The organism is uncultured Desulfovibrio sp. (assembly GCF_902477725.1).
GTDB lineage: Bacteria > Desulfobacterota > Desulfovibrionia > Desulfovibrionales > Desulfovibrionaceae > Desulfovibrio.
The window spans coordinates 55672-80264 of sequence record NZ_CABSIF010000015.1; the positions used below are offsets into that span (position 1 = coordinate 55672).

General features: G+C 52.5%; 17 protein-coding genes and 1 tRNA gene. 5 read left to right on the top strand and 13 right to left on the bottom strand.

Annotated features, from left to right (window positions below; translation table 11 throughout):
* Positions 1–134 precede the first annotated feature (134 nt).
* Positions 135–5912 carry an ATP-binding protein gene (locus RDK48_RS12925; protein ID WP_298993505.1) on the bottom strand — a complete coding sequence of 1926 codons (5778 nt, stop codon included), beginning with the start codon at positions 5910–5912 and terminating at the stop codon, positions 135–137.
* Between the two features lie 555 nt (positions 5913–6467).
* Here RDK48_RS12925 and RDK48_RS12930 point away from each other — a divergent pair.
* Together RDK48_RS12930 and RDK48_RS12935 are read left to right on the top strand one after the other, a co-directional pair.
* Positions 6468–6779 carry a helix-turn-helix domain-containing protein gene (locus RDK48_RS12930; protein WP_298993503.1) on the top strand — a complete coding sequence of 104 codons (312 nt, stop codon included), beginning with the start codon at positions 6468–6470 and terminating at the stop codon, positions 6777–6779.
* Entirely contained in the window at positions 6769–7920 is a 1152-nt protein-coding gene (locus RDK48_RS12935) for a type II toxin-antitoxin system HipA family toxin (protein WP_298993501.1), read from the top strand. Before RDK48_RS12930 ends, RDK48_RS12935 begins: the two co-directional genes overlap by 11 nt.
* A 432-nt stretch (positions 7921–8352) precedes the next feature.
* Here RDK48_RS12935 and RDK48_RS12940 read toward each other — a convergent pair whose 3' ends face one another.
* The 10 genes from RDK48_RS12940 to RDK48_RS12985 form a co-directional block, all read right to left on the bottom strand.
* Positions 8353–9339 carry a relaxase/mobilization nuclease domain-containing protein gene (locus tag RDK48_RS12940; RefSeq protein ID WP_298993499.1) on the bottom strand — a complete coding sequence of 329 codons (987 nt, stop codon included), beginning with the start codon at positions 9337–9339 and terminating at the stop codon, positions 8353–8355.
* The gene (gene mobC, locus RDK48_RS12945) at positions 9336–9668 is read right to left on the bottom strand and encodes a plasmid mobilization relaxosome protein MobC (protein ID WP_298993497.1); all 333 of its coding nucleotides are present in this window, start codon (positions 9666–9668) and stop codon (positions 9336–9338) included. Before mobC ends, RDK48_RS12940 begins: the two co-directional genes overlap by 4 nt.
* A 248-nt stretch (positions 9669–9916) precedes the next feature.
* On the bottom strand, positions 9917–10807 hold the full coding sequence (locus tag RDK48_RS12950) for an AAA family ATPase (protein WP_291445536.1): 891 nt from the start codon (positions 10805–10807) through the stop codon (positions 9917–9919).
* Between the two features lie 59 nt (positions 10808–10866).
* Positions 10867–11097 (bottom strand): AlpA family transcriptional regulator, encoded by a 231-nt coding sequence (locus RDK48_RS12955; RefSeq protein ID WP_298993488.1) that lies wholly within the window; start codon positions 11095–11097, stop codon positions 10867–10869.
* Between the two features lie 160 nt (positions 11098–11257).
* A complete protein-coding gene (locus RDK48_RS12960; RefSeq protein WP_298993486.1) occupies positions 11258–12025 on the bottom strand; it encodes a hypothetical protein in 768 nt (255 codons plus the stop codon).
* Positions 12012–13190 (bottom strand): integrase arm-type DNA-binding domain-containing protein, encoded by a 1179-nt coding sequence (locus tag RDK48_RS12965; RefSeq protein WP_298993484.1) that lies wholly within the window; start codon positions 13188–13190, stop codon positions 12012–12014. The genes RDK48_RS12960 and RDK48_RS12965 overlap by 14 nt, the downstream gene beginning before the upstream one ends.
* 205 nt (positions 13191–13395) lie before the next feature.
* Positions 13396–13489, bottom strand: a tRNA-Ser gene (locus RDK48_RS12970).
* A gap of 353 nt (positions 13490–13842) precedes the next feature.
* Complete coding sequence (locus RDK48_RS12975; RefSeq protein WP_298993482.1) at positions 13843–14661, bottom strand: lipopolysaccharide assembly protein LapB; 819 nt, start codon at positions 14659–14661, stop codon at positions 13843–13845.
* Positions 14655–15368: a nicotinate (nicotinamide) nucleotide adenylyltransferase gene (gene nadD / locus RDK48_RS12980; protein ID WP_298993480.1), complete on the bottom strand. Its 714-nt coding sequence runs from the start codon at positions 15366–15368 to the stop codon at positions 14655–14657. The genes RDK48_RS12975 and nadD overlap by 7 nt, the downstream gene beginning before the upstream one ends.
* Entirely contained in the window at positions 15369–16628 is a 1260-nt protein-coding gene (locus tag RDK48_RS12985) for a glutamate-5-semialdehyde dehydrogenase (protein WP_298993478.1), read from the bottom strand.
* Positions 16629–16812: 184 nt separating this feature from the next.
* Between RDK48_RS12985 and RDK48_RS12990 the strand changes: the two genes are divergently transcribed.
* From RDK48_RS12990 to RDK48_RS13000, 3 genes are all read left to right on the top strand, one after another.
* On the top strand, positions 16813–17562 hold the full coding sequence (locus tag RDK48_RS12990) for a tetratricopeptide repeat protein (protein ID WP_298993476.1): 750 nt from the start codon (positions 16813–16815) through the stop codon (positions 17560–17562).
* Between the two features lie 128 nt (positions 17563–17690).
* Positions 17691–19541, top strand: a complete 1851-nt coding sequence (gene iorA, locus RDK48_RS12995) for an indolepyruvate ferredoxin oxidoreductase subunit alpha (protein ID WP_298993474.1) — start codon at positions 17691–17693, stop codon at positions 19539–19541.
* Between the two features lie 9 nt (positions 19542–19550).
* Positions 19551–20159, top strand: a complete 609-nt coding sequence (locus tag RDK48_RS13000; protein WP_298993473.1) for an indolepyruvate oxidoreductase subunit beta — start codon at positions 19551–19553, stop codon at positions 20157–20159.
* Positions 20160–20271: 112 nt separating this feature from the next.
* Here RDK48_RS13000 and RDK48_RS13005 read toward each other — a convergent pair whose 3' ends face one another.
* Positions 20272–22026 carry a methyl-accepting chemotaxis protein gene (locus RDK48_RS13005; protein ID WP_298993471.1) on the bottom strand — a complete coding sequence of 585 codons (1755 nt, stop codon included), beginning with the start codon at positions 22024–22026 and terminating at the stop codon, positions 20272–20274.
* Positions 22027–22076: 50 nt separating this feature from the next.
* Positions 22077–23969 (bottom strand): bifunctional diguanylate cyclase/phosphodiesterase, encoded by a 1893-nt coding sequence (locus RDK48_RS13010; protein WP_308588008.1) that lies wholly within the window; start codon positions 23967–23969, stop codon positions 22077–22079.
* Positions 23970–24593 lie beyond the last annotated feature (624 nt).

The following is a 24593-nucleotide window of genomic DNA, read 5'->3' on the forward strand; positions in this document are numbered from 1 at the left end:
CCGTTATTTTTGAGACTTCCAGAACATGCAGAATAAATTGACGAAATTTTATTAATGTTAACATCAAAACTTCTTCGCAATTTGCTACACACTTCAGACGTTGGAAATCCACTAAGACTGATATTCACGACCAGTCAACATTCAACGGTAAATATCAACTCTTCAGTCCTATGCTTGCTATAGGAGTCTTCTGATAAAAGCACTATAGCTTTGCATACATACAAACAATTTTCTTCCTTACTGACATCCTTAAAACAGTTTGTGCTATTCTTTTTATTTAAAACTGTAAATGTTCCGCATAACGACCTGATACTGTTGAAATGAACAGGCTTCCATCCATTATACCAAAACGACGAAAACCCGATGTCAGCATCCTCGATTGAATAACAAAACACCCCGTTCTTAGATTGGCCAACAACTTTCTTATCACCAATGTTACAATTAGGGATGTAAAGCCCTCTTGCTTCAAGATCAGAATACCAATGACCATATCTCAGAAGTGGGAATGGAACAACGGCCAAAGGAACTCCTCCCTGCTTGTCATCTTCATTCAACTCATAAGATAGTTTATTTTCAAGAAACAATCCTACGCTGATACTTTCTGAACGTTCATAAATTCTTATTTCTGAAGCGAGTTTTGAAGCAGTCACCATTTTTACAACAGTCAAATCTATTGCTTGATTCTCATCTAGCTCTATTGGAAATGATAGAGCTAACAAGTCTAGCGAACCATTATCTTTAGAAAAGTTAAACAACAATTTCTTAATGTATTCAGATATATTTGCCTGACTTGGCAATACTCCTTTCTCCCATTGGAGCAGCCAACCTGGTTTTTGGGGGCGTATCCCAATATATGCGGGCTCGATCGGCAACGCCGCAATTGAAAGATGAGAAGCATAAGCATCGGGCATCTTGTAATAGATTTTAGCCAGATCCAATGTGCGCAAATACGCGGAACGCCCCCTATGGCTTGCCTGTGTATAGAACTGTCCGGTGGATCTAGCCCTATCGCGCCCAACAAAATAGTCAACTTGGGTCTCAGATGTCGGTTGATACTTAAATGTATTGTTCCATTCGCTTATGTAATGCAACGTAAATGGGAAACCAGTTCTTTGCTCCTCTCTCTTAAGGTTTGATTGATACAAAAGAGGCACATGTGACCCCTGAAAATAGTTATAACGATTGTTGTCGCCGCCGAAATCAATATCCGACCCCAATGGATATGCATAGGCCCCCAAATTTACAGGGTTTGCTATTAAATTTGATAAGAGCAAGTCCGACAACAACGACCTTGCTTTAATACTTTTTCCTAGATCTTTCGGTGGGACATATCCATTGTGCTTAGCAAAGAGGAATACGCATAACACTTCTACGCACTCCGATTCTTGGCACCTATGAGCAAGGTCTTCTATCAAAAAAGCTTCAATCGTTGGGTGGTGATCAACCAGTAGCTGAGATATCTGCTCCATCACTAAGAGCTTGATTGTGGGTATCGGTAGCTTTAACCTCGAAACTAAACACTTCGCTAAAGCATCTTCGTTGGAATCATCGTTATGCCAGTCCCAGCGTGGGGTAGGAAGTTGAAGGTTACGTACACTTTCTTCTAGACTATCAACCATCGCTGATGCCAATTGAAAAGCCTCTTCTATCCTACCACAATGCGCGAATAAATAAACAAATTTATCATTTGGTACAATATAACGGCTGAACTTATCACGCCAATCATTTGAGCGAATAGTCGTTAATCTAATAAAATCATCAATTTTATTGCCGTATTGCTCTATAACAATGTTAATCCGCTTGATACTGTTTTCAGAACTTTCGCACCACTCAGACCAACCCTCCATAGCATTATGAGCGGCGACCAGTAGATCAAAAGCTTTAGTTTTACCTATAAGCTTACGGTGACTTGCATAAAGCAAATCTAACAAGCATTTTTTATCGTCAAAGTTTTTAACCAATGTCTGGGTCAGTGGCACCAGCTGTTTTAGCAAATTTAACTCTTGGCCTTGCTCTACCCAGAAGAAATACCAGGACTTCCAAAATTCTGCGGTGCTGAATTTACCTTTCAACGTAGCAACAAGATCCATGTATTTCTCAGGCGGAAAGTCCATTGGATGGACATTGATCTTTTCACCAAAATCATCCGCTTCCATTTGATCTTCATCCGTAGGTTTACCGAGTTTAACTCCTAAAATTGTTTCTATTCTTTTACTTATTTCAGTTGCATGTTCATCATTGTCAGCAATACCTAAGGATATTTTTTGGTTGCATTCCGAATGCAATCCAGTGAGGTATAATCTCTTTAAAATCGGGGAAGACAGGCTAGATACTTCAATAAGTTTCTCAATTGTATCCTCAGCGTAATACCATTCGCCATCTTTTAGCTCCTGATCGTACTTAGATGCAGCTGTCTGTGGACTCAACTTAGCTAGTATTGACGAAACGGAATGCTTCGAATGCCGAGTTTCGTCTCCATCAGTAAACTTTGAGATATTTAAGATGATAGGGGATATTCGTTTTAAAAGCTTCATAGCAGCATTTGAATCAACGCCAGAAAGATAATCTAACGCATTCAATACTTCAAAGATCGTTGAGTCTTTGTGATGTCCATATCCAAGCACAAAATCCCAAGTTTTTCGCAGACATTCCTGAAATAGCTCAGCAAATCCAGATTGAAAAGCAAGCTGTGCAAGTTCAAGGTACGAATTTGATTTCTCAATTGTTTCTTCTAACTTGTTCGATAAACGGGCCAGCTCCTGACGGATTAGCAATTCTATTGAACTTTCACTCAGAATTTGAAGCCCACACTCTTTACACCATGACCTTAGCAACTCAACATTACACAAGTTACTATCAATAACACTTTTCAATTCATTGTACGCTATTTTCGATCTGGTAGTTACCAAGTGACAATCTGTTGCTATTTGAATCCAATCTCGTCTCAAAATTATATTCGCCCTTCGCGTTTTCCAATGAACTTCATCTAAAATGGGCTCAAGTGGGAAAAAAGAACAGACCAAATCAAAATTTAACGTGTTGCCGGAAATCAACTCTTCTGCTGCAATATCTGCTAATTCATTTAGAAAATCATATTGCATGGAGATATCAGCTCTATCGTCCGATGTTGCACTGACCGAAACCCAAGAGTAATCACCAGCCGCACTTAACCTAACGCATAGAGAAGAGAAAAACCATCTATGATAGCTATCCGTGGTTTCAACTCTAAATTTTTGAAGGGAGTTATCATCACAATAATAAGTTATAACTTGTCCAATTTTTTTTTCAGCAAAGATACTCAGAAAATTAAATAATGGTTGAGAAAAACAAACACTATACTTAGGGTGGCATCTAATATCTGCTTCCTCGACAATACTTAATCTAATTGCATCAAGTTCTAACTGCTCAGCCCGAGTTGAATTATCAGCCAAGCAACTCCTAGCCCTTAAGAGCAGATCAAGGTCACGCTTTGCAAGACAGGCACTCCTAAAGTTCGAAAAATATGATTCAGGCCAATTGGGAAAAATATTAGCATCAAAAATAGTATCATAGTTAAGTTGGTCAGTTAGCGTGCCAGCACGAATAAGCACAGAAGTTTCTGTGTCATCATTTTGTGAATGCTTAGAAGACAATAGTTTAATTTTAGCTCGGTATCGTTGTAACGCTTTCCCCGCAATTAGAGTAGCTTCACCGACTTGTTCTCTGGCCCATAGCACAATAGACAATATTGACAATTCTATTGGCGAATATTCATTTTGCCCCGAAAGCAACTCATTTAAAGCCATCTCACTGGAACCTATCAGAGAAAATATCTTGAGATTGGTTGGATCCCACGTCTGAAACTCTGGACCATTAATGAGCCGAGTCTTCAGTTCTCTATGCCGATAGGCTTCAGCGTAACTTCCCTCTTCAAATGCGTACGCTTCGGCTTCGGATAGTAAACGTATGCATGATTGGGGCGGCATTCCTTCAATCAGCCGGTCGAGCAGCCAATCTCTGGTAAGCCCTTGCCGCAGAAATTTTGACTCACCAGCTCTTGCCAAACAGGACCACAGCCAATTATTTTTTAAATGCACGGGAGCCTTCAATTTTAACCAATCGCATACCCTTGGCAACAATGCATTTATTCGTTCTTGATGCTCATTCTGATTCCGGACAAAAACCACCAAACTTTCATGGAATGGCCTAACCCCAGACATCCCTTCCGACAACATATGTGCAACTTTATCAACACTGGGGGCATAGCTATGTTCATCCCCAACAACTTCGCTAATGACTGCTCTCGACCAAGCGAACTGAAATCCACTACAGAGATGTAATACATCCTTCTGCTTGTAATTCAAATTTCTCCATAGCTCTGCATAGTAAGCAATAATATCACCATCCGTACACGGAGGAAGTTTTCCAATTTCCCATGAAGAAAGTGGAAGCGCCCGCTGTGAAAGATATTCAGATGAATAAATTACATGTAGAGGATAACCCTTTGTGAGTTCCAACAATGCACTCGAGCTATTCTTGATTTCTTCCTCTAGGTATTCCTCTTGGGAATTTAAAAATAGCCGACCGAACTTTACTTGTTTTTTTAAAAATTCGAATATTGAATTTCCAGACATCTCAGGCAACCAGCGCCAATCATCCTTCGGTGAATATCTAAGCAGTAAGCTGGGTAACAATCCGTCATCAACGGGTTGAGTTCCAAAAATTAAAACCAAATTATCTGTTGCTGGCAGTAATTGCCGAAATAATTCATCCAGGGGAGTCTTGTCTTTCGCATTGTCGCGCCAGACATGGTCTAGTCCGTCAACCATAACCACAAAAGGTTTTTTTGCACTTTTGTAGTACTTAGCGCAGGTTAATAATGCTTCACGCAGGTTTTCTGGCTTCGATGTGTCCGCATAAGCATTTTGGTGAAAAATTTTTATCTGATATAATAGAGATTCCGCTACGATTCTAGGGGTTAGTCTGTCTTCAGTACTATCGTTTAATGACAAAAAATAATGATGCCGAACTAACGGGATTTCCTTCTCCTCAAGGGCGGTGCACAAAAAAGATAAGTACGTGCTTTTACCAGCACCAGGCTTACCCGTTAAGGTAATAACTTCTCCTTCCGAAGCTGCAATTTGGGCAACCAGTTTATCATGGAAATCAGTATTCGGCAGACAATATCCTGTAGGTATTGAGAATTTTTCAGGAATAGGCTCAGGCCTTTTCGGTGACAAAACCTCTCTAACGTGATGAAGATAAATCCAACCGTCTTCAGGAGGGTTTCCCTCAAACATCGCCCATTCTCGTGCTCTAGATATAAGCCTTTCAACACCGGATTCATTAGATTGCTTTAGCAGCTCAGATCGAACCATGCGCTCTACCGTACGGTAATCACCATCGCTGTGTTGAATCGTCAATTTAGCAAATAGAAGCTTACAAGCTTCTATATTTCCCAATTGACGGACAATTTCTTTTCTATTTTCTTCGTCGATTTCAGTGAAGTTTATCACAGACGCACAAAGGCAAGATTCTATCAACCTATCTGGGCGTTTATTTGTTAGAAGAACAACTTCCCCTAATCTTTCAGGCGACACTTGTGAAATAGCATCATATATTTTTTTGAGAATAGAACGAGACTTGCTCGTTTTACCTGAAACCTTTAACAACCAATCCCACGTAAGCCTGTTTTCATCCTTCTCTGGAGAGGGAGTAAATTTGACTTGCCAAAAGTCAACAATTCCATCTGCACGTTCAAAAATGATATCATCAATACCCCTTGGAGCTTTATTGCTTTCATCATCAGCTTCAAAAGCCGCTCTAATATATTTAGAAGGACTTTGTAGCCACTCAGCAAGAAGCCTTACGCCATGTAAGGTTTGATAATCATAGCCCGTATATATAATTGCAGAGTTTTTAATTTTCATCATCGCTATGTTCTCATTGCGGTAAAGATCTATCTCTAGGATTGACCGTTAGTTATATCTATTGGCGTGCCCATCTCTTTGAATTTTTCATCGGGTAGCCTCTCCAATTTCGATATCCAGTCAACTTCAAAACCACCAAAAATACTACGCATTCAAAATCTCAAACTGGTAAACATCAACACTAAAAAAGCGGATTCTAAGGCACCCTCTCTTGGAATTTCAGTCCATTAACTCAGCCCAAAACGATGCTACAATTTCACCAGTTAGAACAAGTGCGGCAACCGATAAATAAATAATACTTTTCATGTAAGAAGCTTACAGCCATAATTACTTCCATTCAAGACAATGATTACCATAGTTTGCTATGCGCATTCATTTTAATGATATTCCATTGAAGAGATTCAAAACCTCAACGGGTTATCCTGCTCTCGGTGAGATGCTGCCCCGATCTCGCTCGGCGGGGCTGGTGTTGATGTTAGAGAGTGAGTTCCCCCATCTGCCAGTTGTTATCATCTCATATTTTAGCTATTATACTAAAAAATACAAATAAGAGCTATTATGTTAGACGATATTTTAAAAACTCCGCAGGAAGTCCGGCTCGGCATCGCCGCCAAGGCGCAGGCCAAACGTCTTGCTCTCAATATGAGCCAGAAAGATTTGGCTGCCCGCAGCGGCGTTTCCCTTGGCTCTGTGAAGCGCTTTGAAACAACAGGGGAAATCTCGCTCGCGTCCCTGCTGGCTATCGCCCTGATTCTTAACGATCTTGAAGCCTTTTCCGGCTTGTTCAACCCGCCGCGCCCAGAAAACCTCTTCAAGCCGCAATCCCCAGCACCCCGCAAGCGGGCAGGGAGAAAACGCCATGAATCTTGACGTGCATCTGCATGCATACGGCGTACGGCGCCATGTGGGAAAGCTCGCCGCACACAGCAACGCCATTCTGTTTCAGTACGCGCCAGAATTTCTTGATTCGGGCATCAACATTTCGCCGTTCAGGCTTCCGCTCAGCCCAGAGGTCAAGGAAGACCCCAAGCGCACCTTTGACGGCCTGTTCGGTGTGTTCAACGACAGCCTGCCCGATGGCTGGGGGCTGCTTTTGCTGGACAGGACATTACGAAAAAAAGGCTCATCGCTCCATGCCTGTCTGCCCTTGCAGCGCCTTGCCATGGTGGGTGCCCACGGCATGGGCGCGCTGGAGTATACCCCGGCGGCGGAACTGGCAGAAGAAGCCGTTTCTGTGGCGGAACTGGATGCTCTGGCAGAGGAATCGCTGCGGGTTCTGCGCGATGCGCCTGTGGATGCGGGGCAACTGGACAAATTTATTCAGCTCAACGGCTCATCCGCAGGGGCCAGACCCAAAATTCTGGTGAACGTTGCCGATGATTACCGCATTGTGCCGCAGGGGGCGGGGGAACCTCAAGGAACCCCCTGGATCATCAAATTTCGCTCCGCGCACGAACCGCCAAACACCGGGCTGACGGAATACGCATATTCCCTGGCGGCCAGAGAAGCCGGGCTGGATATGCCGGAAACGCACCTGTTTCCGTCGGCAACCTCGCCGGGATATTTCGGCGTACAACGCTTTGACAGGGTGCATGGCCAAAAGGTGCATGTGCACACCGCCTGCGGCCTGCTGCACGCATCGCACCGCGAACCCTCGCTCACATATGAAAGCCTGCTGCGCCTGACGCTGCTGCTCACCAAAGACATGCGCGAAGTGCTTAAAATGGTGCGGCTCTTGGTGTTCAACGTGCGCTCCGGCAACAGGGACGACCACTCCAAAAACTTTTCCTTTCTGCTGAACAGGGAAAACCAGTGGCGCATGGCCCCGGTCTATGACCTTACACCGTCAGATGGCATTAACGGGGAACAAACCTGTATGGTCAATAACAAGGGCAAGGATATAACCGAAAAGGATTTTTTGGTGGCCGCCGCAACTGTGGATGTAGACGCTAGGACAGTGCGCGAAATTATACAGCAGGTGGACGCGGCTTTGGCCGGGGTGAAGAAGTAAGGTGCTCAAATGCGCTGGAAAGAGGCCGCCTGAGTGACAAATGGGAAATTCCGCAAGCAGCCTGAGAACTGCTCATAAAGGAAACGCCAGAAAAAAACATCCGGTTTGATATCTGATTTTCACAGCGCGAAAGAAGGCTGCCATGCGGTCACGCATAGCAGCCTGTATTTATTAACTGGCTGGGATGATAGCCTAAACATCTACGGCAATACTCAATGACCTAGCCAGCGGAGAAACAAAAACAGAAGCATAAAAGCAATCGCTGTGCATCCAGAAGTTACACTCGCCAACCACCACGTATCACCCCGCAATTCCTTGCCGTAACCATCCATTTCTGCACGCGATTTATCAAAATATTCCTTAGAGGCGATTGCCGCCGCCTCGCACTTTGCCAAGCATTGCTCCATACGCGCCCGGTGCTGATTCAAAACCTCAACGGGATAATCCCTTACTTGGTGAGCTGCGGTTCCGATCTCCCGTGCGGCCTGAGAGGTACTTCTCTGCAATTCTCGTAAAAGCTGAATCAGCTCCTGTGAGTTCTTGATTCGTGCTTCCTCCTGCAAGCTCAGAACCATCAGGCTTGCTTCTAGCCTTGTTTGATCTATCTCGCTCGATGGGGATGGTGGCGTTGTCGCTTCCGATGCCCTGCTCATGCTCTTCAATTCGTCTATCTTGCTCATGGAGTAATCCTCTAAGTTGCAATGCGCCCCATGTGTACCCTTTGCCGAGCTTGCTGCCCTTGAACGTCACATCACCAAGCGCAAAGCTGATCCCCGAAACAAATCCGGTGGAGGCTTTATTTAAACGCACGGTCACGCCCTGGGCTGCCAACTGCTGGCAAAACGCATCCAACGCAATTTTCTGCGTAAGGGCCGCATCAATTATTTTTTGTAGGTTCATGCGGGTGGAGGCCTCGCCAGTACGCAGGGCGTGCTCAATCTCCCCTTTCGTAAGGGCTGCCCGCAACGTTTCCCGGCTTGAGCGCACTTGCCGAAGAGAAAACCGTTGCTCCAGCTCCCGCATGATTTTTTCTTGTCGCCTGTAGTCGTGCGCGTCACTCACCACTTTTCCATCCAGCGCAATTCTGTTCACCAGAATATGAATGTGTGCGTGCGCCGCGTCTGTATGTCGGCTAATGACATATTGATTGTTTACAAAGCCCATGCCCTGAAGCCACGAATGCGCGGCCTCACACCACTGCTCATCTGACAAGGATTCTTCCGGGTGTAGGCTCAGGCTCACATGGCAAACTGCTTTGGACAAATTCGGCCTCAAGGCGCGGATAGCCCCGAATTCCGCAGCAAGGGCGCGTGGAGTGCGGCCCGCCATATTGGTTTCAAGCAACAGGCTTTTGTGGGGCTGCAAATCGTAGGCTGCCGCCCCACGAAAGCCCTTGCCCTTGATGCACTTGGCTATCAAGGCACTTCCCCTGCCACTAGCGGCATGCTGCCAGCAACCCCCATCAGCGAAGCTTGCAAGCACATGATCTGGCTAAGCAGCTCCCTTAACAGCCCGAAGGGAACAGCCGTTCGCCCCGCATTGGCTGCCTTGGCGATTTGGTTGAGATTTACGCCCAACCGCGCAAGCTCGCCGTAGGCCTTGCGGTTAATCTCTGGCACAGGGGGAAGCGGCATGCGTTTGCTTAATGCTGCTGTGCGCAACCACTGCGCAGGGCTCATGCCCATGTGCCGCGCGCGAAGCTGAAGCGCCTCCCACTCTGCCGGATTAACGCGCACCCCGATTGTCATGTGGCGCACCTTTATGGGGTCGCCCTTTGGGCGTCCACTTTTTCGGGGGGCGTGTTTGCGCGACTCAGCAAGCATAGGCGCGCTCCTTTTGCCGTGAAGCGGCAATGTGCTTTGACGCCTCGCAGAGCAAGCCGTTTGAGCGAAGCGAAAACATGGCTTGCTTCAAGCCATCTGACGCGGGGGAGGCGATATTTTGCAAAGCTGTCCCACTGTCCCTGTCCTTAGGGGTGGGACGGTGGGACACGGCGTTAATAACGAACAGCACCAGCATCGCCGCCCTCCTCCAGCTTCTTCTTGAGCCGATGAACCACAGACTTGCTCACGCCCATTTCATCGGCGCAATCCCGAATGGAGAAGCCCTCAGCCAAGAGCTGCTTCAATTGCTCGGCCTGAACATTGACAAGCTCGTTCACATCCCAAATGAGCTGATTCCCTTCACTGCGCAGATGCACCTCAAAGGGCATTGCATCCTCACCCACAATTCCCCGCGCCTTGGTCAAATGGACTTCAAACCGCGCACCTTCGGCAACGCTGTAGGTTGTGGGCCTCCGTAAGCTTATGACCGTGTCCATGATGTCTTCGCGTGCCGAGGTTCCGCGCTGATCGCCCGATTTGCCCGCGTGATGCACCAGCAAAACAGCCATACCCCGCCGCCGCAAATCCAATAGCCAGGTCTGCATGGGCGTCCAAGATTGTGATTCATTTTCTTTGCCAGTGCGGCAAAGGGTGGCGAGGTTGTCTAAAACCAGTAAATCGACTCCAGCAAGAAATGGTTCAAGAGCCTGCTGCCCGTAGGTTGTTGCCAAGTCCGGCATGGGCCGCGATTGAATGTCGGGGGTGATAATGGAGAAGTTCTGCATCGCATGGGGCGGCGCAGCCATGCCCGTTGCCAGAGCCGCCAGACGCTCTTGCATGGAGATGGCGGGCATTTCACCATCCACATACAAAACGCGCCGAGCCTTGGGAGCATGCCAGTTGAACAGGGACAACCCACCAGCCACAGACAGGGACATGTGCAACGCCGTAAAGGTCTTGCCTATGCCCCGCTTTGCAACGAGCATGACTATCCCCTGCTCAGGAATTACCGGGTGCAGAAGGTAGTCGCGCTCGGGCAAGGTGCTTAAAAGAAATTCCTCCATACTGATCGCCTTCAATGGGGGAAGATTATTTTGTGAGCCGAGAGGGACATATGGGGAGGTCATGCGGCGTCCCCTCCTTCCACATTGCTGATCAGCGCCCGAATATCTTCAACGCGCCAAACGGTGGTACGCGGCCCTAACTTCACAGGGGTGGGATAGCGCCCTTTTTTGACGCCTTCCCACCAGCTTGTTTTGCCAATGGGCAGCACTTGGAGAATTTGCGACAAACGAACAAACCCCTCGTCAGGCAGGTAGTCTCGTTGCCGATACAAAAAATCGACTTTTGCCATAACGGCTCCTGAGGTTTACGGGCCGTTATGAAATGAAAACGGCCCATGTTGGAGAACATGGGCCGATTGTGGGCGAGGACAGATGCAATATCGTCAAGAGCTTTAGCTGATAGTTATTCCAAAAAAAGTGATCATAATTTATAAAAAAATGATGATTCTGCTATATTTTATGCCTCCACTTCCTTCCCCGCCCCCGAAGGGTATTGGTGTTCTGCTTGCCGTCAGTTGAGATGAGCCTCCCCATCATGGCGTCACCAATCTTGGCAAATGCTTGGTCGACACTTTGGGTTAGCGCAAATGGATTGTCCTGCCCCAGAGATCTAAGTTCCTTAATATACATTTCTATTTCTTCGATGGATGACTTTTTAGCAGCAACTGTATCTTTAGAAAAAAATTGTGGATAGAGCTTGTCATCAGGAATTGGGCTGCCAGGATTTCTAAATATATATCCATTAGTGGCATTAATAATTTCATGCTCATCACAGTATGAATCAAATCCATTACTGCTAGAGAGATCGAACATCATTTTAAATGTCGAGAGCATGTGAATAAAATTTTCAGCAACTATGCCCAAATTTTTTTCACAGGTGATGATAACATCGTCCCTAGAAGATGCAGGCACATAAGAAATATATTTATATTCATTTTCAATATTCTCAACATGCTGTTCAAGAACAACAATATTTGAATATGTATTAGTTAAAGAATCATAATCCCATGATGCCATTTTCATTTCTGAGAGAATTGCACAGAAATTACCGCTATTATTTTTTGCAATACTTTCAAGAGTGTACAATACAAGTGATTTGCGGCAAATGAATTTATAGATTGCATTATGTGAATCATGAGGCCACCTAAGAAGGAGCTTACTAATAGGCAATATTTCTGATAGAGATAAAAATTTCTGATTATAATCAACAGTCAACATGATAGCCCCCTCTCAGTTCATCTAAATAATCAGCCCATGCTTGCATCATCTGCCGCCGTTCCGGCAAAAACTCCGCATGATTGTATGCCGCTCGAATTTTATTGCGCTCACCGTGGGCAAGTTGGCGCTCGATAGCGTCCCTGTTCCAGCCAAGCTCGTTAAGCAGGGTTGAAGCCATCGCCCTAAAGCCATGCCCACATATTTCTTCCTTGGCGTATCCAATCCGGCGCAACGCCACGTTAATGGTATTGTCAGACATTGGGCGGGATGCCGTTCGTACTGAGGGAAAAAGGTATTTTCCATCCCCAGTGAGCGGCTGCAATTCATGGAGGATATTCAGGGCTTGAGTTGAGAGCGGCACAATATGCAAAGAGCGCATTTTGGTTTTATGCGCCGGAATGCGCCATTCGGCAGCCGCCAAATTGAACTCGCTCCACTCTGCGTTGCGCAGTTCACCAGGGCGCACAAAAACCAAGGGGGCCAGCCGCAGGGCGCAATACACGATTGCCGAGGCTGCACAGCCGTCTATGGCTTGCATGAGCCTGCCAACTTCTTGTGGATCAGTGATGGTAGGACGGTGCTGCTTCTTGGGTGTCGCGCAAGCTCCTATGAGGTCTGCGGCAACGTCCCGCTCTGCCTTGCCTGTGGCAATGGCATAACGAAAAATCATGGAGCAAAGCCCACGCACTCGGCGCGTGACCTCAAGAGCACCTCTGGCTTCAATGCGGCGAAGGCATCCCAAAAGTTCCGGCGCGGAAATTTCCCCGATGGGCTTCTCTCCGATGTAGGGGAAAATATTCATCTCCAGACGCCGAAGATTCAATTCCGCGTGGCCTTCTGTCCACCGATGGGCGTTTTTCTGCGCCCACTCACGCGCTACAGACTCAAAGAACTTGTCTGGAGCTACGGCGGCTTTTTGCTCACGCACCAGCGCCACAGGGTCAACGCCGTCTTTAATCATGCGCCGCTTATCATCACGGCGCGAACGAGCTTCAGCCAGAGATATTAGGGGGTATTCACCGAGGGAAAGACGATTTTCCTTGGAGTCGATCCAGTAACGGAGACGCCAATACTTTTTGCCCGAAGGCTTTATCTCCAGATAAAGCCCATCTGCGTCTTTGAGGGTATAAATTTTCTCGCGGGGCTTGGCCTTTTTGATGGCCATATCGCTTAGAGCCATAAGCGTTTCCTCCCTAGACCGGACATCTTTTGGACATAGGAAACGCCAAAATAAAAAATGTCCGGCGCAGTATCCGGTTTAAGCTCGGCTTTGAGCGTTTTTTACCGGACATCGTCGGACAAAGTAAAACTCCGAATTCGGCTACTGTCAACGACTAGCGGACGAATTCGGAGTTCCTTGAATCATCATATGGCGGAGAGGGTGGGATTCGAACCCACGTAGGAGCTATTAACCCCTAACTCGATTTCGAGTCGAGCGCGTTACGGCCGCTTCGCTACCTCTCCGCAGGCCACAAAGGGCGTTGGGTGCCCCGCTTGCAGCCGAAGGCGGTATATAGCCTATCTTTGGATGAAAGGCAATGCTTCTGATTCACAAAGGCGCGCCGCCTCAGCGGTTTGCCCCAACATAGCAAAAAACATCTGTGAGGCCCTTATTCACGCCGCCACGGTTGGCAAACCGAAGGCCGAGCCTCAAGAGCGTGGGCAGCAACGCCCTGAACGGCAGATCATCTGTACTGATGGGCAGAAAGACAGAGCCAAAATTTTCACCCTCGCTTAACCTGTTAGCGTGCTCGGCGCGTAGGCACAATCCGTGAACCCGGCCTGACCGCAGGCTCCATCAAACACAGCTCCCGCCCCTAGTGCTTGCCCAGCGCCGCCATAACCTCCAGGGCATCGGCCTGCTCGGGGTCTGTCTGCAAGGCGCGCAGGGCGTTATCTTCCGCAGCCTGTTTTTTACGCCATGCAAGATACAGTTTCGCCATTTTGCCAAAGGTGGAGGCATGACCGCCAAAAGTGCGTAGCACAGCCTGATACACAGCCTCGGCCTTTTCGTATTCCTGCAGTTCCATCCACGCTGCCACGGCTCCGGTGTAGGCCGAGGCCTCGCGCGGCTGAATGGTCATGGCTTCCTCATACATGGCGGCGGCTTCGGCAAATAGCCCGGCAGCGGCAAAAATCTGGCCCATTTGCAGGCGGATGCCTTCCTCGTCGCCAAACTCTTCCACTATGCGCTTCAAAAAAGCGCGCCCCTTGGCGACCTGCCCCTCGCGCAAAAAATCCAGCCCGCTGCTGATAAGCTGCTTTTTCCGCTCCAGCCGGGACTCTGCCTCCTGTTGCACAGCCTGCTCTGCCGCAGTTTGCAGAATCTTTGCCAGCCCATCCAACACGGTGGAAAGCGTGGCTTCCTTGCCCGCTTGCAGAGTGATGCTGCGCGGATTGCCCGTATTGCCGGGATCAAGCAGCGGTTGCAGGGCGCTATGGCGCACAATGCCCCCCAAAAATTCCCCGATCTGGATATCCAGTTCCGCCCTTGCTGAACGCATCAGCTTTACCCCGGCCAGGAGCCGCAGCGCCTCACTCATGGTCACAAGGGCGCGCTCAACTTCGTCTCGCCGCAGATAGCCCATTGCACGGGCGATATTTTCCCTGATTTCTTTTGGAGCAGTAGTCAGCATGCCGAGCCGTCCTCCAGCCAGTGATGCCGCACTGTTTGAACGTTGCTTCGCAAAATCTGCAAGGCCGCATCCGGCACAAGAAAATCCACATTACGGCCCGCCAGCCAGAGCTGCCGCACCCGAGAGGCGCTCACCGCCAGCCATGGCACAGAAAGAAAATGCGCCAGCCCACCTCCCGGCAGGGCCATGCACGGGCAGGCAGGCAGCAATGGAGCGCGCTCTGCGGCATCGGGCCACAAGGCTTTGGAGGCGGTGATAAAATCGGCAGAGGTATGCCCCTTACGGGGCACAACCACAAAATGGCATAATCGTGGCAAATCCAGCCCCCTATGCCATGTGGAGAGCAAGGCGAAATCCGGGCTGCCCAGAATAAAATACAGATCCGTATCCGGCTCTGCCTCACGGTAGGCGCAAAGCGTATCCCACGTATACGACGGCCCCTGGCGCTGGGCCTCCATCCGGTTGCAACGCAGCCAGGGCAAGCCCTGAGCGCAGGCCTCTACCATATCGACGCGCAGGTCAAAGGGCAGCATGCTGCGCTGCACCTTGTGCGGCGGTACAGCGCAAGGCACCATATCCACACCCTGCACAAGGTCGCCCAGGGCCTCGCGGGCCTCGATGGCCAGCCGCAGGTGTCCCACATGGGGCGGATTGAAACTGCCGCCAAGAATGGCTCTGCCCGGCGGGGGGGACGCCGCTTCCGTCATTTATCCGCGCACCTGCCCCTGGCCAAGCACCACAAACTTGGTGGTGGTCAGTTCGTCCACGCCCATGGGGCCGTAGGCATGCAGCTTTGAGGTAGAAATGCCGATCTCCGCGCCTAGGCCAAGCTGCCCGCCATCGTTGAAACGGCTGGAAGCGTTGACCGCCACCATGGAAGCATCCGCCTCGCGCAAAAAGCGCATGGCATGCTCGTGGTTGTTGGTGCAGATGATTTCCGTATGGTTTGAGCCGTAGCGGGCAATGTGATCCAGCGCGGCATCCATGCTTTCCACCACGCAAACGGCAAGCACCAAAGCATGGAATTCCTGTCCGAGATCATCGGGCTGCTGAGCAACGGCAGTTGCGCCAAGCAGGGGCAGCGATTGCGGGCATGCGCGAAATTCCACACCGGCAGCGCCAAGCTTTGCCGCCACCTTGGGCAGAAAATCCTTGGCCACATCGCGGTGCACCAGCAGGCATTCCAGTGCATTGCACACGCCAGGGCGCTGCACCTTGCCGTTAAAAACAATCTCCGCCGCTGCGTCCAGATCAGCATCCGCATCAATATAAGCGTGGCACACGCCCTTGAAGTGCTTGAGCACGGGCATGGTGGCAGCCTCGGTCACGGCGCGCACAAGGCCCTCGCCGCCGCGCGGGATGATAACATCAATATATCGGTCGAGCTTGCACAGGGCGTTGACGGCCTCATGACCGGGTATGGACACAAGCTGGGCCGCATCGGCGGGTAATCCCGCCTGCGCCAGCGCATCGCACAGGGCCTTGGCAAGCGCGATGTTGGAGCGCAAAGCCTCGCTGCCGCCGCGCAGAATAACCGCATTGCCCGCCTTGATGCACAAAATGGCGGCGTCGATGGTCACATTGGGGCGCGCCTCGTAGATCATGGCGATCACGCCCAGCGGCACACGCATACGGCCCACAAGCAGGCCGTTGGGGCGCTGCCACTGGCGTTCCGTAGCGCCCACAGGGTCGGGCAGATTTGCCACATGGCGGCAGGCAGCGCGCATTTCATCCATGATGGCAGGGGTAAGCGTCAGGCGGTCAAGGCGGGGGGCGTCCTGCCCGGCGGCACGGGCCGCAGCAAGGTCTTCCGCATTGGCGGCCAGAATTTCGGCCTCCCGCTCCTGCAGCAGTTGCGCCAGCCCCAGCAGGGCTTGCGTTTTGGCATTGGGGTGGGCCTTGGCTATGGCCCTGGCCGCTTCCTTTGCCCGCGCGCCAAGGCGCGACATTTCTTCTGCAGGCGTCATGCGTACTCCTTATTGTATTGGCCGGGGCCGCGCAGGCCGCCTGACCAGAGGATATTTGTTTTGACAGAGGGGCTGATTCTGGCCTAAGAAAAAAGCTTCCGTCCAGCTCCGCCGATCATGGAACGCGCAGGGCAAACGCGCGGAAAAACTACGGCGGTTCCGCCTCCCTAAGGAGTTTTGATACATGAATCCGCAAAAGAATCAAGGCGCAGAGGATTCCCCCCTGTTGCGCGACCTTCAGGCAGAAGTCAGCTCCGAAAGCGCCCCCATGCTCCAGTTCATGCTGCGCCACGCTGGCACCATAGCCAGCATTGTGGTGCTGTTTGTGCTGGTTCTGGCGGGCACCGGCATCTGGCGCTGGTACAGCACATCCAAAAATGATGAGGCACGGCAGTCGCTTGCGCGCATTGTGCTGCAAACCAGCGGCCCCGCGCAGGTCAAGGAACTTGCCGCTCTGGCGGAAAAGGCTCCTTCTGACGTGAAGTTTTCCGCCTATCTGGCCCTGGGCCAAAGCGCCATGAGCAACGGCGACAACGCCGCCGCCGCGGATGCCTTTGCCAAGGCCGCCAAGGAAAGCGAAGGCCCCCTCGCGCTGATTGCTGGCATGAATGAGGCTGGTGCAATGCTCAAGGCCGGAAAATACGCCGATGCCCTTGCCCTGCTGCAAAAGCTGCAAGCCGCGCTGCCGGGTGAAGTTACCGCTCCGCAGCTCAAGCAGATGATGGCCGAAGCCGCCGTCGCCGCCGGGCAGACAGAACAGGCCGCCCGCATCTACCTTGCCCTCTCGCGCGAGGCGCAGGGCCTTAACAGCGAATATTTCCGCGCCCGCGCAACCACGCTGGCCCCCAAGATTGTTGAAGAAGAAGCCGCCCAGACTGCGGCCCCGGCAGCGCCAGACGGCGCTGGGGAAAAATCTTCCGGCAAAGCCCAGTAAATATCTCTTCGCAAGCCCGCGCATGTACAAACAGCGCGGGCTTGCGTCATTGTAGGCGGGGCCGCATGGGCTGCGCCATTTTGCATCCAGTTGCGGTTCAGGCACATATGCCTGGGCCTGGAGGGAACATGAGCAATCATCCGCTGTTGCAGGGCGCTCGCGGCGAGCGGCACCTGCTGTTGGGAAACGAAGCCATTGTGCGCGGCGCGCTTGAAGCGGGTGTGCACATGGTCAGTTGTTACCCTGGCACTCCGTCTTCGGAAGTGCCGGACACATTCCACCGCCTTGGCGGCGAAGGCCGCTACCGGCTGGAATATTCCGTCAACGAGAAGGTGGCCATGGAAGTGGCCACCGGTGCCGCCCTTGGCGGCGCCATGAGCCTCGTGACCATGAAGCATGTGGGCGTCAACGTGGCTGCCGACCCGCTGTTCACCTCCGTTTACACTGGCCTGCCCGGCGGCATGGTCTTGCTGACGGCAGACGACCCCGGTTGCCACTCGAGCCAGAACGAACAGGACAACCGCACTTATGCGCGCTTTGCCCTGCTGCCCTGTTTTGAACCTGCCTCCGCGCAGGAAGCCAAGGACATGACCCGCGAGGCCTTTCGCCTTGCCCGCGAGCTGCAACAGCCCGTGATGCTGCGCACCACCACCCGCATCAGCCACATGCGCGGCGCTGTGGATTTTGACGACCTGCCCGCCACCCAGCCCAAGGTTGAATTCAAGCGCGATCCGAGCCGTTTTGTGCCGGTTCCCGCTGTGGCCCGCAAGCGCCATCAGGTGCTGGACGGCATCATTGAAAAAGCCCGCCAGTTTGCGGAATCTAGCCGCTTCAATACGGTACATGAACCCCAGACGCCCACGCGCCTCGGCATCATCACCAGCGGCGTGGCCCGCAACTATCTGGCCGACGCCCTTGCGGCTGGCGGCTGGGGAGACCGTGTGCGAGTGCTTGAGCTTGGCATGACCTGGCCCCTGCCCACCGCCATGATCACCGAATTTTTGCACGGCTGCGACCGCGTGCTGGTGCTTGAAGAAGGCGTTGACCTGCTGGAGCAGGACATCCGCGCCCTGGTGCAAAAGCAGGACATCCACGTGCGCATTGAAGGCAAGGATTCCGGCCTCACTGGTCAGGGTGAATACTCCACCACCCTTGTCATGCGCCGCATTTCCTCCTGGCTCGACACGCCCTGCCCGGCCAAACCCGTGCGCAGCGTGGACATGGAGCTGCCGGGCCGCCCGCCGAACCTCTGCGCTGGCTGCTCGCACCGTGCCGTTTACTATGCCGCGCGGCAGGTTTTTGGCGACGACGCCTTCTACTCCAGCGACATCGGCTGTTACACCCTGGGTCTGCTGCCGCCCCTGCGCGCTGCGGATTTTCTGGTGTGCATGGGGTCTTCCATCTCCGCAGGCAGCGGCTTTGCCCGCGCATCGGGAAAGCCCGTGGTGGCTTTTATCGGCGACTCCACGTTCTTCCACTCCGGCATGACGGGCCTTGCCAACGCGGTTTTCAACCAGCATGACGTCATTCTGGTCATTCTGGACAACGGCACCACGGCCATGACCGGCCATCAGCCCAACCCCGGCATGGTGCAGGACATGCTTGGCTCCATGAGCCAGCACATGGATATTGAAGCCATTGTGCGCGCCATGGGCGTTACCCAGTGCGCCAAGGTGCGCTCCTTCAACGTCAAGGCCGTCACCAAGGCGCTGGAAGAAATGAAAGCCCAGAGCGGCGTGCGCGTGCTGATTACCGAAGAGCCCTGCGTGCTGTATGCCCGCCGTCAGCTCAAAAAGGCCCAGCCCCAGGTAGCCGAGGTGGCCCAGCAGGGGCCGGAAGCCATGCGCTGTCTTGAACAGCTGGCCTGCCCCGCCTTTTACCGCGAGGGCGACAATCTTGCTGTAGATGCCACGCTCTGCACGGGCTGCATGGTCTGTTTGCAGGTTGCGCCCACGGCCTTCAAGGCGCGGAAGCGGTAGGGAGATATTATGAAAACACAAGAAATGCAGAAGCGGATGCGTATATTCTTTACCGGCGTGGGCGGTCAGGGAACCCTGACGGCCACAACCCTGCTGGCCCGCACGGCTCTGGAAGCCGGACTGGATGTGGTGGCTGGCGAAGTGCACGGCATGGCCCAGCGCGGCGGCGTGGTGGAATCTGTCATGCTACTTGGCGGCTGGCGTTCCCCCAAGCTGGACTACGGCGAAGCCGATGTGCTGCTTGGCTTTGAGCCGCTGGAAACCCTGCGCGCCCTGCCCTATTTGCAGCCAGGCGGCGCAATCTTTTCCAGCAGTGATGCCCTGCCGCCCCTCAGCGTTTCGCTGGGCAAGGCAGTGTACCCCGATATGCCGCACATTATGGAAAAAACCCGTCAGGTTGCGGGGCAGTGCCACTTCGTGCCCTGCCGCGAGCTTGGCATGCAGGCCGGTTCCGTGCAGAGCGGCAACACCGTGCTCCTGAGCGTGGTCTGCTCTTCTGGCGTGCTCCCCTTTGGCGTGGACGCGCTGGAAGCCGCCATCAAAAAATTCCTGCCTCCGAAATTGCAGGAATCCAACCTCAAAGCGCTGGAACTGGGCAAGGCCTACGTGAATAAATAGCGCCTTGCATGCAGGCCCGCCACAGCTGCGGCACCTGAACGTAAAACCATTATGAACGCAAGGAGCCCCTTCAATGAAGGGGCTCCTTTTTTGTGACGGAATAATTTTTGCCTCAGCAATTCTGCATCTGCTCAATGAGGCCTTCAAGATTTTTGGCCTGGGCAGAGAGCCCCGCAACGGCGCGCGAGGCTGCGCTCATGGCAACAGCGGTTTGCCGCGAAAGACTGGTGACATCCCCAATTGTGCGGTTGATCTGGTCCGTGGCAACAGCCTGTTGCTCGCTGGCTGTGGCAATGGCGCTGACCTGATTGGCGGTTTCTTCCACTGTTCCCACAATGCCCTCCAGCGCCTGCCCTGACTGCTGGGCAGCTTCAGTTGCCAACGAGATGCCTTTTACCGCCTCCCCCACAGAGGCGGCGCTGTGGGCCACACTTTGCTGAATGGCCTTGATGGCCGTATCCACATCATGGGTGGAAGCCATTGTTTTTTCCGCCAGTTTGCGCACTTCGTCCGCCACCACGGCAAAACCGCGCCCGGCATCGCCAGCCCGTGCGGCCTCAATGGCGGCATTGAGGGCGAGCAGGTTGGTCTGATCCGCAATATCCGAAATAACGTTCATGATACGGGTGATCGCCTGCGCATGCCCGCCAAGCTGCTCCATATCATCCTTGAGACGCAAGGAGGTAGAACGCACGGTTTCAATACTCTCCAGAGCGTGGCGAACCACCCTGGCCCCGTTCTCTGCTTTTTGGCGGGTTTCTGCCGAGGAGTCAGAGGCCACGGCGGCATTCTGCGCCACCTCGCCCACCGTGGCATTCATCTGCTCCATGCCTGTGGCGGCTTCTGTAAGCCTTTGAGCCGTGCTGTCGGCACTTTCTTCTGCTTGCCGGATGGTTTCGCCAACCTGACCTGACGCTGTGGCAACCACATGGGTCACTTCTTCCAGCGCCTCGGCCACCTGCTGCATGGCTTCTGTTTTTTCGCGGGCATCCCGCTCCGCCGCTTCGGCCTGTTCCAAGGCGGCATTGGCCCGGGCAGACTCTTCCCGCGCTTTTTCCGATTCACTGCGCGCACTTTCAATATGCACTTTCAAAGCCTGAACCATGAGCACCAACGAGGCGTACACACCCTGTTGACGACCTGAGTGCTCAAGATCGTAATCCCCTTCAGCCACCCGGCCCGCGATAAGCTGCAACTGCGCCGGGTCTTTGCCGAGCTGACGCTTGATGGCAAGCGTGATGCCCGCCGTAACCGCAATGCTGAACAGTATGCCCACGATGGCGAGCACGGCCCCGGCCATGCGCGACTGACGCGCAATTTCCTGCGCGCCTGCTGCTGCCTCCTGACTGCGCTGCACGTCGTGCTGCACAAGCTGGTCAAAATAGCGCGCAAGGCGGATAAAATCAGCCCTGCTGCGGGTGAACAGCGCAATGGAGCCATCCGTATCGCCCTCGCCCGCCAGACGGATAATTTCTTCGCGTGTGGCTTCCTCCGCGCGCAGCTGGGCTATGATGTTGCCCCACAGTTCATCATCTACCGGTTCGTCAGCCTGTTTACGGGCTTCGATCAATACCTGATAGGCCTCGGCGTGCTGCGCAAACTGCTTGAGTGCGCGCTTGATGCGGTCGCGATACTCGGCAATGGTGACTCTATCCGTATGCGGGGTGAGGGCCGCCAGATCGGAGCGGGCCGAATACAGCAGGGACGCCATGGCCTGCACCGCTACAAGCGAGGGTACATACTGCTGATCCATATGGCTGACGGCGTGATCAATACGGTCGGTATTGATGTAATACACGCCGAACAGCGCCAACATAAGAACAATGATGCTGCTGAACGAAAAAACCAGTTTCGTGGTCAGCCTCATGAGCACTCCCGTAGTTTGCTTGCTGTCGCCTGCGGAGACGGCAATAATCGTTACGCTTCAAATTGATAGTTGCTGCCGCTGATGCGTTTGCACTGCTTTTTCAGCGTGGCTGCGGCCCGCGCCAGATCAAAGCTGCTCTGGAAGTTGCTGGCCTTGACGCCGACAATTGTCAGAGACATGAGCGGGAAACGCTCCTCAATATTGCTGCGACTTTTGCCCTCAATGTAACCGCGCTGGACGTCATCAGCGCTGTAAAAGGCAGGCACGCTGTCGTTAAAGGCAGAAATAATGGCTTCGCACACGCTGGGGGCTGCTTGGGTGTCTGTTACGGCGATAAAATCATCACCGCCGATGTGGCCCACAAAATCATCCTCACAGGCGCTTTCCTTGATGATGGACGAAAGGCGCTTGAGCGCCCTGTCTCCATTTTTAAAGCCGTATTTGTCGTTGTAAGCCTTGAAGTTGTCGATATCGAAGTAGAGAACAATGCGCGGCAAGCCGAGGCGCACAAGGCGCTCCAGCTCGATATCTATGAGCGCGTTGCCGGGCAGTTCTGAAAGAGGGTTGAGCTGGCGAGCGTTGGCGACCTCAAGCTCAATACTTTTCTCAAGCAGTTCCTTGACTGTCACCACGCCCTGATAGCGCCCCTCGCGGGTTACGGTAACAAAGTCATAGAGTTTGGCGTCATCACGGCGCATGGCCTGACGCGCGACCAGATCAATGGTGCACTGGTGGTCTACACACAGAAATGAGCGGTCCATGACCGCCTCCACGGCTTTGTCGGCAAAGAGGGAAAAACCAAACCTGCCGCTCAGTTGCTCGTGCAGGCGGTTGCGCGTGAGCGCTCCAACGGGAATCTCGCCCATGACGACGCACAGGCCGTTGAGCTTGCTGTTTTTTTCAAACAGATCAACCACGCTGCGTATTGGCATGTGCGGCGGCACAACCGTGCCTGGGCGGCAAATATGCCGCACATGAAACTTGTGGACGCGCGCGCCGAAAAATCTGTTTTTGATTTTATTTTCGCGGTGAATGACCTGGAGAGCCACGGGATCTACAGCTCGAGGAGTGGGATCTGGCCTGCGGAGAAAATACCCCTGCCCGTAGGGCACATCAAAACTGATGAGGGTTGCCAGCTCTTCTTCGGTTTCTATGCCCTCGGCAATGATGCGTGTATTGGTGAGCGCCGCAAATTCCTGCATGCTCTTGATGAGCGCCTGCCGGGTGAGGTCTTTATCCACCCCGCGTATGAGCTGCATGTCGAGCTTGATAAAGTGCGGCTGCACGTCTGATATGAGGTTGAGGCCGGAATAGCCTGCGCCTGCATCGTCGATGCTGATCTGGTAATTCTGGCCTTTGTAGTGCTCGATAATCTGTTTGAAGCCACGCAGGTTCACAACCGACTCGCGTTCGGTGATTTCAAAAACGATATCCTCGGCGCTGATGGCAAAACGTGTCAAATATTCCTTGGTGAACCCCATGCCGAAGTGCGAATCCTGAATGATGTTCGGATTTACATTAAGGAACAGGCGGATGCCCGTTGGCATCTGGCGGGCAGCGCGCAGGGCGCTGCGCCTAAAGAGGTGCTCAAGCTCCAGCATGCGCCCGTTTTCCAGCGCGCACTGAATGAGGGCCTCGGGATTTTCAAGCGGAGTCCCGGCAGGGCCGCGCCCAAGCGCCTCATAACCAAAGACAGCGCCATCGCGAAGGGAAACAATTGGTTGGAGCACGCTGGTGATGACTTGGTTCTGAAGCACATCCAGCAAATCTTGTCGGCGCTGCTCATCATCAGCAGTTGCAACATTCAGTGACGTTGAGGCTGGCGGCGGAACCATTGACGAGGCGCGGCATGGATGCGAATGCGAATCTGCCAAGCCTGCAGGATGCAGCGGCAAATCGCAAAAAGTATCTACAAATAAATCCTGCGCGGAAGAATCGGGCATGACCCCCTCCACATAAATTGCTGGGATGGCTGGGCTGCGGTCTGTTTACGCGAAGCGGACTGCGACATTAATTTTCAGCCAGCGCGGTACTCAGACTCGTAGTCACAAACATCACTAAGCCGATACTATGGCGGGTCTGTTACAGAAATAATTGATTTTGACGGCGAATTGGATTCGTCAGAGATAATTGGAAAAGACTGTTGCCAAAAAGAAGGAGGGAATTGAGCTCATTGTTACAACCGCATGACGCGACTTTTTACGGCAATGTTACGGAGGTAGACGTGCGCATGAGAGGGGCAGATTTTGATCGGAGCCTAGATGGTGGGACGGATGGCCTTTAGTGATAGCCGTGTCTGGTGTGGCAATGATGCCAAGAACGATTTGCTTAGCTCAACTTAATTCTATTTATTGCCCTTTGGGCACGAGATTCCGCCGTCCGGCGAAGCTTGGGCCGCCTGTGCGGTGGACAATTTCTGCTCATCGTAAAGCTGGAGTCTTTTGCTGCCCTCCGGGCACGCGATTCCGACGTCCGGCGGAGTTTGAGGCGCCTGTGCGCAGCGCAGCAAGTCGGGGCCGGTTATGGGGCTACGCCCCCCCTTCTCGCCCCCCCTTCTCGGCCCCCCT